The following is a 13,782-nucleotide window of genomic DNA, read 5'->3' on the forward strand; positions in this document are numbered from 1 at the left end:
CCGCAGGTTGTCCAGCTCTCGCGACTACTTTCCGTGAACGTCCACGCGATTCAGCGCACGGAGAGCGACTCGGGCAGCTTCAACAAACCGTCCGCGCCTGATGGGAAATCGTGTACCGCGACCACAGCGTTTCGCGGGATCGGCCCGTAGATGTGCGGGAAGAGGATTCCGTCGGGGTGCGGCGGGGCGCCGGCCTCCCAGACCACACGCGCGTCGACCCGCGTGGGGTCGATCTCGAGCAGCAGGAGGTCGGTGCGGCCGCGATAGAGCGCGTTCGCGGGCAGGCTGACGGTGCCGGGGTCGGAGCAGTGGATGAACCCGATGTCGGCGAGCGAAGGCGCGGCGTAGTCGCCGGCCTCGGGCACGGCGGCCCACTCGTCGCGGGAGCAGATGTGCAGGATCACCCCGAAGATCGTGCCACCGCGGGGCACGTCGAGGTACGGGTTTACCCGGTGAGCGGGGTGTGACTTCACCGCTGCGGTCAACGCTGTGGAAGTTCGGTGTCGAACTTCCACAGCGTTGTCCACTAGCGAATGGTGAGCTGGCGGCCGATGAGGCCGTCGCGAGCGCGGCGCTCGGTGGCGTTGAGCGGCTCGGCGTCGAGCGACTTCAGCGACTCCTCGAGACGGGCGCCGAGCTGGTCCTTGGCTTCGGCCCATTCGCGCGCGTGCGCCTCGGGGTCGAGGTCCCACACCGGGACGAGCAAGCCGTGGGCGCGGAACGAACCCGCGTACCGCGTGCCCTCGCCGAGGCCCAAGGTACCGGCCGCGGACAGGCGCGCAAGCGCTTGCAACAGCAGGTTCTCCGACTCGGGACGGACCCAGCGCAGGTGCGCCTTCTCGCCGGCGAGCACCCAGTACGCACCGGCGCCGAGGCGCTCGGTGGGCATGATGGCGGCGTTGGCGCGCTCGAGGGACACCGCGACGTCTCCGCTCGCGTCCGCGTCCTCGGGCAGCCACCAGCCGAAGTCGCTGTGGAGCGTGAGCTCCAGCTCGGCGGCCGGCGCGAGCAGGTCCTGCAGGCGGTTGTGCTCGTCCGGGTCGGTCGGCGTGGTCGTGTCCGGCACGGACAGCACGTCGCCCGGCTTCGCGTCGAGCACCCAGCGCAGTGACCGGCCGAGGTCGCGGCTGATGTCCGACGACCGCGTCTGCACCTGCAGGCCGAGGTAGCGCTGCCCGTCGGAGCGGACGAACGCCGCGGCCGCCATGGGCAGCACGGTGCCGAGCGTGACGTCGCCGCCTTCGGCGAGCGTGAGCTTCGCCGTGGCCGACGGCACGAACTCGCGCAACGCGATCAGCTCCGGCTCCGCGGCCAGGCCGTCGAAGGGCTGGCCGACGAAAACGTCGCGCACCTTCGGTTTGCGGTCCGGCTTGGGACCCTTCTTCCGCGCGCCTTTACCCACTTCAGCCTCCTCAAAGCTCGACGCCAGACGCTATCGAAGCGGGAGCCACCCGAAGCGTCCGGGTTACTAATCCGGCCAAAAGTAGGCCGGCCCCCGCGCGGCACGTATCCGTTGCTACGAAGCCATTCGGCCGTGACTGTGGTCGGATTGGTAACGATCGGCACAGTAGAGTCGGCTCGTGTTCGACGCTTCCGATCCCGCCTTCCTCGCCGACCCGTACCCCGCGTTCGCCGCGTTGCGCGCCGAGGGCGAGGTGCACCACCACGATGGGCTCGACCTGGCGATCACGGTCTCGCACGCCGCGTCGGCCGCCGTGCTGCGCCACCGCGGGCTGGGCCGGATCTGGACGGACGCGCAGCCGCTCGAGCGGTTCGCATCGTTCAACCTGCTGCACCGCAACTCCTTGCTGGAGAACGAACCGCCGGCCCACACGCGGCTGCGGCGCGTGATCGCGGGCGAGTTCGGGCGCGGCCACGTGCAACGGCTGCAGCCGATGGTTGCGGCGCTCGCTTCGTCCATGGTGGACACACTGGCGGGCAAGATCGAGGCCGACGGCAGCGCTGACCTGCTGGAACACCTCGCGCAGCCGTTGCCGGTGGCCGTGATCGCGGAGCTGCTCGGCATCCCGGTGGAGGACGGGCCGCGGCTGGTGGCGTGGAGCAACGCCATCGTGAAGATGTACGAGTTCGGCCTGCCCGAAGCGGGCCGCGAGGCCGCCGAGCAGGCCGCGGCCGACTTCGTCTCGTACCTGCGCTCGGTGGTGAACGGGACGCCGGGCGGGATCGTGGCCGACCTGGTGGCCAGCGAGCTCACGCCGGACGAGGTCGTGGCCACCGCTGTGCTGCTGCTGATGGCAGGGCACGAGGCGACGGTGAACGTGATCGGCAACGGCGTGCTGGCGCTGCTGACCTATCGGTCAGAGTGGGAGCGACTTGGGTCGGACCCAAGTTTGCTCGACTCGGCTGTGGAGGAACTGATCCGGTTCGACGCGCCGCTGCAGCTGTTCGAGCGCACGGCGACTGAGGATGTGGAGATCGCCGGGTACCGGGTGGCGCGCGGCGCGAAGATCGGCGCGCTGCTGGGGGCGGCGGCGCGGGATCCTCGCGTGTTCGACGCGCCGGATGTGCTGGACATCGGACGCTCGCCGAACGCGCATCTCGGTTTCGGGATGGGGATCCACTACTGCGTGGGGGCCCCGTTGGCTCGGGTGGAGATCGCGGCGGCGTTGTCGGCGCTTTCCGCGCGACTGCCGGGGTTGCGGCTGGCGGCCGAGCCGGAGAGGCGGCCGGAGTTCGTGATCCGGGGGTTGAGGACGTTGCCGGTGACGGTTTGACCGGTTCTTGCTGATCAGGCTGGGTTCTTGCTGGCCGATCGGGTCAGCGGAGGCCGGCGAAGAGGTCGTCTTCGTGGGTGTCCGGGGTGGCGCCGACGAGGTGGTACTCCTCCCAGGGCCAGGCGGCGCGTTCGACGTCGCGGGAGTGGTGGAAGAACGGGTGGGCCGGGTCGGTCTGGGTGGCGTGGGCTTTGAGTGCGCGGTCGCGGGTGTCGAAGTACTGCTCGCAGCGGATCCTCGTGGTGGCGCGGAGGCGGTCGGGCGGGAGCTCGTCGAGGACCGGGCCCATCTGTGACTCGAGGCCGGCGGCGAGTGTGGCGTCGTGCATGGCCTGGAACCACGCGCGGCTGAGGGTGGCCTGGTAGTAGAGCTTGCGCGGGGCGCCGTCCTCGGTCGCGGCGAAGGCGGCGCGGGTGACTTCGTGGGTCCGGATGTGGTCGGGGTGTGGATAACCGCCGGTCTCGTCGTAGGTGATCACGACCTGTGGACGGAATTCGCGGAGCAGGTCCGCGAGGGGCTTGGCTGCGTCCTCAATGGACATTTTCGCGAAGCACCCTTCGGGTAACGGCTGGTCGAGGCCGGAGTCGACGTGACCCAGGAACCGTTGGCGCACACCGAGAATCTCCGCGGCGGCGGCCATCTCGCGTCTGCGGATGGCGGGGAGGTCCCTGTGGATGGCCGGGGTGTTCAGCGCTGGGTTGAGCACATCGCCGCGTTCGCCGCCGGTGCAGGTGGCCACGAGGACGTCGACGCCTTCCGCGGCGTAGCGGGCGAGGGTGGCGGCGCCCTTGCTGGATTCGTCGTCGGGATGGGCGTGGACGGCGAGCAGGCGCAGGGTCATCGGTGTCCCTTCGAGGTTGATTAGGTCGGACCTAAGATTAGGTCTCGTCGATTCACTGGGTCAAGCACACATTTAGGTCGGGCCTAGTATGCTGGCCGGGTGAGCCTCAGGGAACAGAAGAAGCTTGAGACCAGGCAGAACATCTCGCACGCGGCGACGCGGCTGTTCATCGCGCGAGGGTTCGAGGGGGTGACGATCGCCGAGGTCGCGGAGGCGGCGCGCGTCGCGAAGATGACCGTGACCAACCACTTCGGGCGCAAGGAGGACCTGGTCTTCGACATCCGCAACGACTTCGTCGACTGGCCGGCGAAGCTGGTGCAGCAGGCTCCGTCGAGCCCGCCGTTCGCAGCGGTGCGCGACGGGTACTTCGCGGCACTCGAGGAGCGGAGCGCGCTGCTGGGGTTCGCGGGGATCGAGTTCGTCGGGATGGTGCGGGCCAGCGTGACGCTCATGTCCGCGCTCCCGCAGATGCACCTCGACCGGGAGCAGCAGCTCGTCGCCGCCCTGCTGGAACACGAGGCCCCCGGCAGCGACATCCTCGCGCGCACGGCGGCGGCCCACCTGACTTCGGTGCTGCGGCTGCTCTTCGAGGAGGTCTGGGACCTCACCTACGCCGGCGACGAGGATCTGGTCGCCAAGGTGCGTGAGGCGGCGACGACGGCGTTCGGGCAGCTCGAACCGGCACTCGGCTGAAGCTCACCGGGCAGCGTCGGCGGTCGGACAACAAGCTCGGCGGTCGGACAACAAGCGCAGCAGCAAACCCGCGCGGGGGCTGATGCCCAGCGAGGCTCAGCGAGCAGCCCCGACCGGACGAGCGTTGCGCAGCTCCGGCTCGGGAGCGCCATCGACCTTGAGCACGCGCAGCGTGCGCAGTCGGCCGGGGGCGATGGGCATCAGGAGGTCCGAGAAGCGGCGGATGACGAGAGCCGTGGCGATCGCGAGGGCGGCGGCCGTGAGGTCGGTGAGGGCGACGAGGACGACGCTGTCCGCCATCGCCTGGACGCCCGGGCGCAGGCGCCAGATGATCGTGACCGCGAGGAGCACCCAGTTGGCCACCCAGGTGCCCCACCAGATGAGGACGAGGCGGGAGGGCTTGGGGCGTTGGTCGCGGGGGCGGCGGAGGACGGCGTGTTCCAGTTCGCCCACCACGGACAGCGCCATGGGCAGGTTCGCCACCGGCACGAGCACGCCGACGAGCACCTGCCACACGGGACGCGCGGGCTCGACGCCGGCCTCGTCGGCGGCGGCGTGGCGGGCGACGAGCAGCCACCAGACGGCCAGGCCCGCCGGGAGCAGCGAAAGAATCGTGGTGAGCAGGCCTGCGGTGACCACGAACGCGTCGGAGAACCCGACCACCGACGTGCTCAGCGCGGAGTCGCGGCTCTGCACCAGCAGGACGTAGCGCCAGATCTCCGACCCCGCCGCGGCGAGGGCGAGGAACACGAACGTCCACAGGATGGTGTTGAGGCTCTGCGCCAGGACCGGGATGCGGTCGATCGCGCGCACTGCGCTGGAAGCCGTGCCGGGCACGGTCGTCGGGCGGCGCCAGACGAGGTTCGGGAAGCCCCAGCGCGGCGGGACGGGGTAGGACGGGGGGCCGGTGTACGGCGTGGTCGCCACGGCGCGCCGCCGGATCACCGAACCGGGCGGGGGCGAGGCGACCCACTTCAGGCGTGGACGTTGCCGCGGAGTGGAGGGGTACTCCGGCGCGGTTCGCTGCACCTGGCCCTGCGAGGCGGCGGTGAACGGTCGGGCGGCGGCAGTGAACGGCGGGTACTGCGCTTGGGCACTGCCTTGCTGCGCAGGCGCGGCGAATCCCGGCTGCTGACCGGCCCCGGCTGGGTAGGCGCCGGGGTGTGGACCAGCCTCCGCCGGGTAGCTGCCCATCTGCGAGTACCCGCCGGCAGGAGCCGGGCCGGCCGCGTGAGAAGAAGCAGGACCAGCGCCACCTGGCGCGGAGTGAGGCACCCCGTTGTGCGAGCCGGCGTGCGGATCCGAGGCGCCCGCGGGTGAATCAGGACCACCAGCCGGCGGCGCACCAAAGCCCGGCACCCAGCCGTCGGGAGAAGACTCACCCTGCCAAGGCGGGTACTGGGGCCAGCCCGCGCCGCCCTGAGGACCCGCGGGGTGCGCGGATCCCGGGGGGACGGGGGGCTGGGCTGGGTGCATCCGTCAGATGACCTCGGGTTCGGCGCCCGCGTTTTCGCTCACCATGGGGCGGCCCTCGCGGGCCCAGGCGCCCATGCCGCCGGCGACGTTGACCGCGTCCCAGCCGCTGGCGTTGAGCCAGGCTGTGGCGCGGGCGGAGCGGCCGCCGCTGCGGCAGATGACGTAGACGGGCTGGTCTTCGGGGAGCTCGGCGAGCTCATCGACCCGCGCGGGCAGCTCGCCGAGGGGGATGTGCACGGCGCCGGGCGCGTGGCCGGCGGCCCACTCGTCGTCCTCGCGGACGTCCAGCAGGGGCACGCCGTCCTTCGGCAGGTCACGGACCTCGGCGGTCGGCAGTTCAGCGGGGCTCACCACAGTTCCATGCTCCCATGTCCAGGCGTTGTACGCGTGTGAGGAACCAGACGCTAGCCCCCGTACTCGGCGCGCAGCTCCGCGGCCAGGGGATCCAGCTTGCGGTTCGCGAAGCGCACATACAACGCCGTGATGACGAACGTCGTCAAGAACTGCGCCAGGCCCAGCACCAGACCCACGGTGATGTTGCCCCACAGGCGCGCGCTCATGAACGCGTGCGCGTAGTCGGCGAGGAGCACGTAGAGCAGGTACCAGGCCAGGAACGTCGCCGACATCGGGAACACGAACCCGCGCCGACGACGGCGCAGCTGCTGGAACTCGGGTGTCGCCTGCACGTGCTCCCAGTCGATGTCCGCTTCGGTGCGTTCCACGGCGCCCCTTCCCGACAACGACCTGAAAACACCGACACGACCAACACGAAGATCTTCCGCCCCGGAAAGGCTGATGCGACCTCGTCGAATCGGGTGAATAGGCGGTGACGCCGAGTGACCTACTTACGGTGCCGGCCTCGCCCCGCGCGGGCCTTGTCCTCCGCCTGGCCGAACCGCGCGACGGCCCGGTCGTTCATGAGGCCGAGCGGGTCGGGGGCGTGCAGCCGCAGCATGATGTCGTTGACCAGCTCCGGGCGCCCGTAGCGGGTCAGGCGGCTGACCACGTACGTCGTGAGGAACGCCGCCGGCACCGAGATCAGGCCCGGCTGGGTCGTGAACCAAGGCGCTTCGAAACTCGCGTAGCCCGCCGCGATGTCGACGCCCAGCGCCGCCAGCACCAGCCCGCCGCCGACGAGCATGCCCGCCAGCGCGCCCGGCCAGCTGAGCTTGCGCCACCAGATGCCGAGCAGCAGCAGCGGGCTGAACGTCGAGGCCGCCAAAGCGAACGTCAGCCCGATCGACAGCGAGATGTCCTCCGTGCGCAGCAGGAACGCCAGGCCGAGCGGACACAGCGCGACGATGGCCGTGCCCACCTTGAAATCCTTGACGCGCCCCGGAAGCAGGTCCGTGGACACCACCCCGGCCACGCTCACCAGCAGCCCCGACGAGCTCGACAGGAACGCCGCGAACGCGCCCGCCGCCACGATCGCCGCGAGGACCTGGCCCGCGATCCCCGGCACCATCGCCGTCGGCAACATCAGCACGGCCGCGTCGGTGTTGCCGGTAACGAGCAGCTGCGGCACGTACATTCGCGACAGCGCGCCCAGCATCGTCGGGAACAGGTAGAACAACCCGAGAAGCAACAGCACGTGGACGGTCGTGCGGCGCGCGGCCTTGCCGTCGGGGTTGGTGTAGAAGCGCACCAGCACGTGGGGCAGGCCCATGGTGCCGAGGAACAGCGCGAAGATCAGCGAGTACGTCTGCAGCAGGTCGGTGATCTTCCCGGACGCGGGGTGCAGCCACGCGTCGTTGGTCGCGGGCGCGTCGCTGATCACCGGCACCGGCGTGCCCGCGGCGAACTTGAGCGTGGTGCCCTTCTCGACCGTGTGCGGGATCAGCGGTGACCAGCGCGCCACGCCGCGCGCGGGGCCGTCGTCGATGCGGCCGTCGGCGTAGAAGTAGGTCTCGGTGGTGACGTTCACCGTCACGTCGGTCTGCACCGAAACCGTGGTGTCCTGCGGGAACACGGGCGGGGCGGGCGAGCCGAGCGCGCGCACGCCGCCGGGGCCGCCGCCGGAGAAGAACACCATGCACAGCAAGAAAGTCGGCACGGAGATCGCGAACAGCTTGAGCCAGTACTGGAAGGCCTGGACCACCGTGATCGCGCGCATGCCGCCGGCGATCACGTTGATCCCGACCAGCACCGTGACCACGACCGCGCCCACCCACGCGGGCACGGGCAGGATCGACGCGAGCGTGAGCCCCGCGCCCTGCAGCTGCGGGACCATGTAAAGGATCCCGATGAACACCACGAACGCCGTCGCGAAGCGGCGCAGCCCCAGCGAACCGAGGCGCATTTCCACGAAGTCCGGCAGCGTGTACGCGCCCGAGCGGCGCAGCGGCGCGGCGACGAACAGCATCAGCGCGAGGTAGCCGGCGGTGAAACCGATCGGGTACCAGGTGGCGTCGGCGCCTTCCTTGAGCACGATGCCCGCGACGCCCAGGAACGACGCCGCCGACAGGTACTCACCCGAGATGGCCGCGGCGTTGCGGCGCGAGCGGACCGTTCGCCTGGCGACGAGGAAGTCGTGTGTGCTGGTGGCCGAACGCGACGAGCGGTACCCGAGGTAGTAAGTCGCGAGGGCGACCAGCACGATGCCGGTCAACGCCCACGGGTTCAGCTGCACGGCTGGAATCCTCGCACGAGCCCGCGGCCAGGTGATGCCCCGCCACCGGGGCTTTCCCGTCCGAGGCGGTCAGTTTTCGATCATGTCCACGAAGTCGCGCTCGTGGCGCTCGGCGAGCCGGTTGTACCAAAGGCCCACCGCGAACAGGAACGGGAACGGCAGCAGCCCGAGCACGAGCCACGGGATCGGGATGCCGATCACCGTGAACCGCGCGACGGCGGGCAGCAGGTAGAACAACACGGGCATCGCGCCGAGCACCAGCAGCACGAGCAACGCCAGCAGCACGGCCGTGCGCAGCTGCACCTTCACCAGGTCGCGGACCAGCAGCTTTCCCCAGCTGGTCTGCTCCTCCAGCTCGACGCGCGCGCGCATCCGGCCCGCCGACTGGCGCGGGTCGGCCAGCACCACGCGCTGCCGCTTCGGCTTCTCGTGCGCGGGCTCGGCCGGGCGCAGCGGCTCGGGCGCCGGCGGCACCGGCTCCACGACCGCGCTGTCCTCGGGCACGCGACCCAGCGTCGGGTCCGGTTCGCGGACGCCGTTGGCCAGGCGGTGGTACGGATCGTCGGGCACGGACACGGGCTCAGCCGCCGCGACCGGAGCCGACGAGCCGGTCCTTCAGCGCCCGCGTGTGCCGGCGGCTGACCGGCAGCACCTTCTCCTCGTTGCCGATCACGACCTGGTAGCCGCCCTGGCCCATGCGCAGCTCCGTGATCAGCGGCAACGCGACCAGGAACGAGCGGTGGATGCGCACGAACCCGGCCTTCTCCCAGCGTTCCTCGAGCTGGGCCAGCGGGATGCGCACCAGGTGGCTGCCCTCGGTGGTGAACAGCCGGGCGTAGTCGCCTTGGGCCTCCACCCAGCGCACCGACGAGCGCGGGATGAGCTTGGTGGTACCGGCGAGCTCGACGGGGATCACCTCGTCGTCGTTCTTCACCGGCTCGCCCGTGCGCTGCCCGGGCGGCGGCGAGGCGGCCGCGGCCAGCTTCTCGCGCACGCGCGAGACGGACCGGTCGAGGCGGTCCTGCTGGAACGGCTTGAGCACGTAGTCGACGGCGCCGAGGTCGAACGCGTTCACGGCTTCCTCGGCGTGGCCCGTGACGAACACCAGGATCGGCGACGGGTTCATCGCCGCGATCACGCGCGACATCTCCATGCCGGACAGGCCGGGCATGTCGATGTCGGCGAACACGGCGTCGACCGTCGGCAGGCCCTGCGCGCGCCGGGCGATGAGCTCGGGGTCGTCGTGGGAGAACAACCGCAGCGCGTCGGAAGCGTCCGACGCCTTGAAGACGCGGTGGATGTGCGGGTTGTTCTTCAGGCCGTGGGTCAGTTCGTCAAGCCCGTTGAGCTCGTCGTCCACCGCCAAGACGATGAGCTTCCGGGTGTCTTCATGAGCACTCACAGTGAGACGCATCCTGCCCATTGCCGAGTGCAATGTCCAGCCCCGTCCCACTCATCCGCCCGTCGGGGAAAGCCGACGCCCCCTTTGCCCCATTCCTGGTCACGGGCGCGGCACGGTGCCGTACGACGGTGCGGCCAACCGGGCGAGTGCCGGACGCGCACGGGTGTCCGAAGGTCACAAACCGAAGCGGGCCCACGCGGCCTTGGTGGTCACCGCGTCGACCACCGCGCTCGCCGCCGCGGGGGCGCCGATGCCGAGCCGGGCGAGCAGCGGCCTCTTCGGCTCCGCCACGGAGATCTCGGCGTCCGGGTACCGCTCGGTGACGATCTTGCGCAGCGAGCCGAGGCCGTCGATCAGGCCGAGGTCGAGCGCCTTCTGTCCGAGCCAGACGTCGCCGGTGAACAGGTCCTCGGTGTCGGCGAGCCGGCTGCCGCGGCGTTCCTTGACCCAGTCGACGAACAGCTCGTGGAGCTGGCTGTGCATCTTCTTCAGCCACTCGACGTCCTCGGGCTTCTCCGGGCTGAACGGGTCGAGGCGCGACTTGTTCGCGCCCGCCGTGTGCAGCCGGCGCTCGATGCCGAAGCGCTCCAGCAGGCCCGTGAACCCGAAGCCGCCGCTGATCACGCCGATGGAGCCGACCATCGACGTGCGGTGGGCGAAGATCTCGTCGGCCGCGCACGCGAGCCAGTAGCCGCCGGACGCGGCGACGTCCTCGGCGAAGGCCAGCACGGGCACGTTCTTCTCGTCGGCCAGCTGGCGGATGCGCTCCGCGACCAGGCCCGACTGCGTCGGCGCGCCGCCCGGCGAGTTGATCAGCAGCGCCACCGCCTTGAGCCGATCGTGGCCGAACGCCCTGGTCAGCGCCGACTCGACGGCCGCCAGGTTGATCGAGCCGCGCGCCAGCGGCGAAGGCGAAGGCGTGATCACGCCGTGCAGCTTCACCACCGCGACGACGTCCTTGCGCTCGACGCGGTCGCCGAGCACGGGCAGGCGGGACGTCAGCTTCTCGGTAACGCTCATGCCGCCAGGCTAGCCATGTCAGTGGGCGGGCAGCATTCCCGAACGCGATCCGTTCACACCGTTGTGCTCGACCTCGGTGTCCTCGGGGCCGCCCTGCGACGGCACGTCGGCCGAGTAGTCGGGCATGTTCGGGCGCACGCCGAGCTTGAACTTCGGCACGCGCAGCGTCACCTTCATGCCGGCACCGGGCGCGGTGTCGACGGTGAGCGCGTAGTCCTCGCCGAAGACCTGGCGCATCCGCTGGTTGATGTTGCCGAGGCCGACGTGGGCGCCGGTGCGGTGCGCGTTCTTCAGGTCGGTGAGGGCGCGCGGGTCCATGCCGATGCCGTCGTCCTCGACGCTGATCAGGGCCTCGGTGCCGTAGTCCTGCGCGATCACCGTGACGCAGCCGCCGCTGGGCTTGCTCGCCAGGCCGTGTTTCACCGCGTTTTCCACCAGTGGCTGGATGATCAGGAACGGCACGACCACGCTCAGCACCTCGGGCGCGATCTTCATCCGCACCTCGAGCCGGCCGCCGAAGCGGGCGTTCTCGATCGTGAGGTAGCGATCGATGTTGCGCAGCTCCTCGGCGAGCGTGGTGTACATGCCGGAGGTGCGGAACGAGTAGCGCGTGAAGTCGGCGAAGTCCTGAAGCAGCTCGCGCGCCTCTTCGGGGTCCGTGCGGATCAGCGCGGAGATCGTGTTCAGCGCGTTGTAGACGAAATGCGGCGAGATCTGCGCACGCAGGGCCTTGATCTCGGCCTGGTTCAGCTGGTTGCGCGACTCCTCGAGGCGCGCCAGCTCGAACTGCGTGCACACGAACTGCGCCACCGCCTCGGCCATCTGCACGAGCTTGCCGCGCGTGCGCCCGACGACGATCAGCGTGGCCTCCGCCGTGCCCTCGACCAGGATCGGCACGATGGCGGCGGTTTTCATCTTGCAGGTGCCGCGGTGGTTGCACGGCATGCGGTTGTGATCGGCGACGGCGCGGCGGTGCTTGCGCAGCGCGGTGCCGATGTCGTCGACGAGGTCGAGGTAGTGGTCCGTGGCCTCGCCGGCCCAGGACAGGAGCGTTCCCTCACTGTCGGTGATTCCCACGGCGAGGCAGTCGAGCACTTCGAGCAGCTCGGCCGTCATCCGGTTGGCGGCCTCCTCGTCGAGGCCGGCGCGCAGGTTCGGCGTGGCCTTCGACATCCGGTGCACGGCCTGCAGCACGGCGTCCTGGATCACGCCTTTGGGCCGGCGCACCTTGAAGAGCAGCACGAGGACGATGACCGCGAGCACACCGGCCAGCGTCCACGGGACGACCTGCGCGAGGGGAAAGGCGGACACGACGTCCATGCTCTGCGCTCGACCGACCGGGTGCAAGGCTTGCTCCCCACTTTCTGTCCAGTTGTGACGACCGAGGGTGGTTGAACCCTACCGAGCGGCGTGCCAGGACCGCATGGTCACTCCCTGCGACGGCCGGCGGAGAGGTTTTTCCCGTTCGGCCCAGCGCTCTCACGGCGCGAACGGACCCGTCGTGCGGAGGTTCGCGGAGCCCGGGCCCGGCGTTACTTGAGCAGCCGCGACATCCGGCGGTCGGCCAGGGGTTTGCCGCCCGTCTGGCAGGTGGGGCAGTACTGGAAGGACTTGTCGGCGAACGAGATCTCGCGGATGGTGTCGCCGCAGACCGGGCAGGGCAGGCCGGTGCGGGCGTGCACGCGCAGGCCCGAGCGCTTCTCGCCCTTGAGCATCGCGGCCTTCTGGCCGACGGAGCGCTGCACGGCGTCGGACTCGATGTCGTGGATGGCGGCGGCCAACGTCTCCAGCGCACCCTCGTCGAGCTTGCCGACGGTGGCGTACGGGGAGAGCTTGGCCTTGTGCATGATCTCGTCGGAGTAGGCATTGCCGATGCCGGCGATGAGCGACTGGTCGGTGAGCGCCCACTTGAGCCGCGTGCCCTTGCCGGCGAAGAGCTCGCGCAGCTGCGACGCGTCGAGCGACAGCGCGTCGGGGCCGAGGCGCGCAACGCTGGGGATCTCGCTCGGGTCGTGGACGATCCAGACGGCGAGGCCCTTCTTCGTACCGGCCTCGGTGAGGTCGAAGCCCGGGCCGGCCGCCGCATTGAGGTGCACGCGCAGCGAGATCGGGCCCTTGCCCGGCTTCAACGGCGTGGGCGAAAGCTGGTCGGACCAGCGCAGCCAGCCGGCGCGCGCGAGGTGGACGACGAGGTGCAGGTCGCCGAGGACCACGTCGAGGTGCTTGCCGTGGCGGGTGGCGCCGGTGATTTCGCGCCCGTGCAGCTCGGTGTAGGGCGGCACGGCCGTCTTCAGGACGCTGAGCGAGGCGACGTCGAGGCGGAACACCGTGGCGCCCACGGCGTGTTCGCGCAGGTGGTGGGCGAGTGCTTCGACCTCGGGCAGCTCGGGCATGGCACCAGTCTTGCTCGCGTTGCCCGAATCGGCCAGGTGCCGTTATTCGACAGCCCTATTCGACAGCCCTATTCGACAGGGTGCAGGGGTCCGTCGAAATCAGGCAGCGAGTGCTTCTGGATCGTCTTCGTGATCCGCTTGACCTCGCCCGACACCGTGAACATGCCCCGGATCGTGCCGACCCAGCGCTCCGAGGGCCGGTCGCCCGCCACGTCGCCCTCGGTCTCGGCGACGACCGTCCACGGGCGGCGCAGGATCCAGCGCAACGGGAAGAACAGCAGCACCAGCAGGATCGCGAGGAACACCCACGCCGGCACGCGCACCTGGTCCGGCGTCCAGATCACCAGCACCACTGCCAAGAAAGCGGTGACCAAGAGCATGGCGATGCCCGGCGTGTAGCTGCCGGCCACGTCGTGTTCGAAATCGTCCGCGGTGGCGGGTGCACGCCACTCCATCTGGGCTCGGACCACCCAGTCGCGGCCGTCTTCGCCGCGTACCAGCCGGTTCATCCTGTTGCCTCCCGGGCGACGCTCGAGTCGGTCAACGTTACCGTGACGGCGCCCGTCAGCGCGAGGTGGTCACGGAGCGTGGCG

Annotated in this window: 15 protein-coding genes; 2 read left to right on the top strand and 13 right to left on the bottom strand. The window is 70.3% G+C overall.

Annotation, left to right across the window (positions count from 1 at the left end):
- Positions 1-50: 50 nt before the first annotated feature.
- Both AB0H62_RS06045 and AB0H62_RS06050 read right to left on the bottom strand, forming a co-directional pair.
- Complete coding sequence (locus tag AB0H62_RS06045; protein WP_220247280.1) at positions 51-404, bottom strand: DUF952 domain-containing protein; 354 nt, start codon at positions 402-404, stop codon at positions 51-53.
- A gap of 122 nt (positions 405-526) precedes the next feature.
- Positions 527-1,402: a DUF5926 family protein gene (locus AB0H62_RS06050; protein WP_220245544.1), complete on the bottom strand. Its 876-nt coding sequence runs from the start codon at positions 1,400-1,402 to the stop codon at positions 527-529.
- A gap of 178 nt (positions 1,403-1,580) precedes the next feature.
- On the opposite strand from AB0H62_RS06050, the gene AB0H62_RS06055 reads away from it, so the two are divergent.
- Entirely contained in the window at positions 1,581-2,735 is a 1,155-nt protein-coding gene (locus tag AB0H62_RS06055) for a cytochrome P450 (protein WP_220245543.1), read from the top strand.
- 43 nt (positions 2,736-2,778) lie between these two features.
- On the opposite strand, the gene mca is transcribed toward AB0H62_RS06055, so the two are convergent.
- Positions 2,779-3,576, bottom strand: coding sequence for a mycothiol conjugate amidase Mca (gene mca / locus AB0H62_RS06060; RefSeq protein WP_360584392.1), 798 nt, complete (start codon positions 3,574-3,576; stop codon positions 2,779-2,781).
- Between the two features lie 99 nt (positions 3,577-3,675).
- Here mca and AB0H62_RS06065 point away from each other — a divergent pair, with 99 nt between their 5' ends.
- Positions 3,676-4,269, top strand: a complete 594-nt coding sequence (locus AB0H62_RS06065; protein WP_360584394.1) for a TetR/AcrR family transcriptional regulator — start codon at positions 3,676-3,678, stop codon at positions 4,267-4,269.
- Between the two features lie 96 nt (positions 4,270-4,365).
- Here AB0H62_RS06065 and AB0H62_RS06070 read toward each other — a convergent pair whose 3' ends face one another.
- From AB0H62_RS06070 to AB0H62_RS06115, 10 genes are all read right to left on the bottom strand, one after another.
- On the bottom strand, positions 4,366-5,463 hold the full coding sequence (locus AB0H62_RS06070; protein WP_360584396.1) for a DUF4328 domain-containing protein: 1,098 nt from the start codon (positions 5,461-5,463) through the stop codon (positions 4,366-4,368).
- A 285-nt stretch (positions 5,464-5,748) separates the two neighbouring features.
- Complete coding sequence (locus AB0H62_RS06075) at positions 5,749-6,099, bottom strand: rhodanese-like domain-containing protein (protein ID WP_360584398.1); 351 nt, start codon at positions 6,097-6,099, stop codon at positions 5,749-5,751.
- A 50-nt stretch (positions 6,100-6,149) separates the two neighbouring features.
- Complete coding sequence (locus tag AB0H62_RS06080; RefSeq protein ID WP_360584400.1) at positions 6,150-6,467, bottom strand: DUF485 domain-containing protein; 318 nt, start codon at positions 6,465-6,467, stop codon at positions 6,150-6,152.
- A gap of 119 nt (positions 6,468-6,586) precedes the next feature.
- Entirely contained in the window at positions 6,587-8,374 is a 1,788-nt protein-coding gene (locus AB0H62_RS06085) for a cation acetate symporter (RefSeq protein ID WP_220245538.1), read from the bottom strand.
- A gap of 69 nt (positions 8,375-8,443) precedes the next feature.
- Positions 8,444-8,944 (bottom strand): hypothetical protein, encoded by a 501-nt coding sequence (locus tag AB0H62_RS06090; protein WP_220245537.1) that lies wholly within the window; start codon positions 8,942-8,944, stop codon positions 8,444-8,446.
- Positions 8,945-8,954: 10 nt separating this feature from the next.
- Positions 8,955-9,788 carry a LytTR family DNA-binding domain-containing protein gene (locus tag AB0H62_RS06095; RefSeq protein WP_220245536.1) on the bottom strand — a complete coding sequence of 278 codons (834 nt, stop codon included), beginning with the start codon at positions 9,786-9,788 and terminating at the stop codon, positions 8,955-8,957.
- Between the two features lie 162 nt (positions 9,789-9,950).
- A complete protein-coding gene (locus AB0H62_RS06100; protein WP_360584403.1) occupies positions 9,951-10,796 on the bottom strand; it encodes a S49 family peptidase in 846 nt (281 codons plus the stop codon).
- 18 nt (positions 10,797-10,814) lie between these two features.
- Positions 10,815-12,116 (bottom strand): histidine kinase, encoded by a 1,302-nt coding sequence (locus AB0H62_RS06105; RefSeq protein WP_220245534.1) that lies wholly within the window; start codon positions 12,114-12,116, stop codon positions 10,815-10,817.
- 212 nt (positions 12,117-12,328) lie between these two features.
- Positions 12,329-13,189, bottom strand: a complete 861-nt coding sequence (locus tag AB0H62_RS06110; RefSeq protein ID WP_220245533.1) for a DNA-formamidopyrimidine glycosylase family protein — start codon at positions 13,187-13,189, stop codon at positions 12,329-12,331.
- A gap of 68 nt (positions 13,190-13,257) precedes the next feature.
- A complete protein-coding gene (locus AB0H62_RS06115) occupies positions 13,258-13,698 on the bottom strand; it encodes a DUF983 domain-containing protein (protein WP_220245532.1) in 441 nt (146 codons plus the stop codon).
- Between the last annotated feature and the right edge of the window lie 84 nt (positions 13,699-13,782).

It is taken from the genome of Amycolatopsis sp. NPDC050768 (genome assembly GCF_040654155.1).
In the GTDB taxonomy this organism is placed as follows: domain Bacteria; phylum Actinomycetota; class Actinomycetes; order Mycobacteriales; family Pseudonocardiaceae; genus Amycolatopsis.

Excerpts from the sequence above, each read along its gene's own strand:
- AB0H62_RS06105 (WP_220245534.1), bottom strand. The coding sequence starts at position 12,116 with ATGGACGTCGTGTCCGCCTTTCCCCTCGCGCAGGTCGTCCCGTGGACG.
- mca (WP_360584392.1), bottom strand. The coding sequence starts at position 3,576 with ATGACCCTGCGCCTGCTCGCCGTCCACGCCCATCCCGACGACGAATCC.
- AB0H62_RS06110 (WP_220245533.1), bottom strand. The coding sequence starts at position 13,189 with ATGCCCGAGCTGCCCGAGGTCGAAGCACTCGCCCACCACCTGCGCGAA.
- AB0H62_RS06070 (WP_360584396.1), bottom strand. The coding sequence starts at position 5,463 with ATGGGCAGCTACCCGGCGGAGGCTGGTCCACACCCCGGCGCCTACCCA.
- AB0H62_RS06115 (WP_220245532.1), bottom strand. The coding sequence starts at position 13,698 with ATGAACCGGCTGGTACGCGGCGAAGACGGCCGCGACTGGGTGGTCCGA.
- AB0H62_RS06100 (WP_360584403.1), bottom strand. The coding sequence starts at position 10,796 with ATGAGCGTTACCGAGAAGCTGACGTCCCGCCTGCCCGTGCTCGGCGAC.
- AB0H62_RS06095 (WP_220245536.1), bottom strand. The coding sequence starts at position 9,788 with ATGCGTCTCACTGTGAGTGCTCATGAAGACACCCGGAAGCTCATCGTC.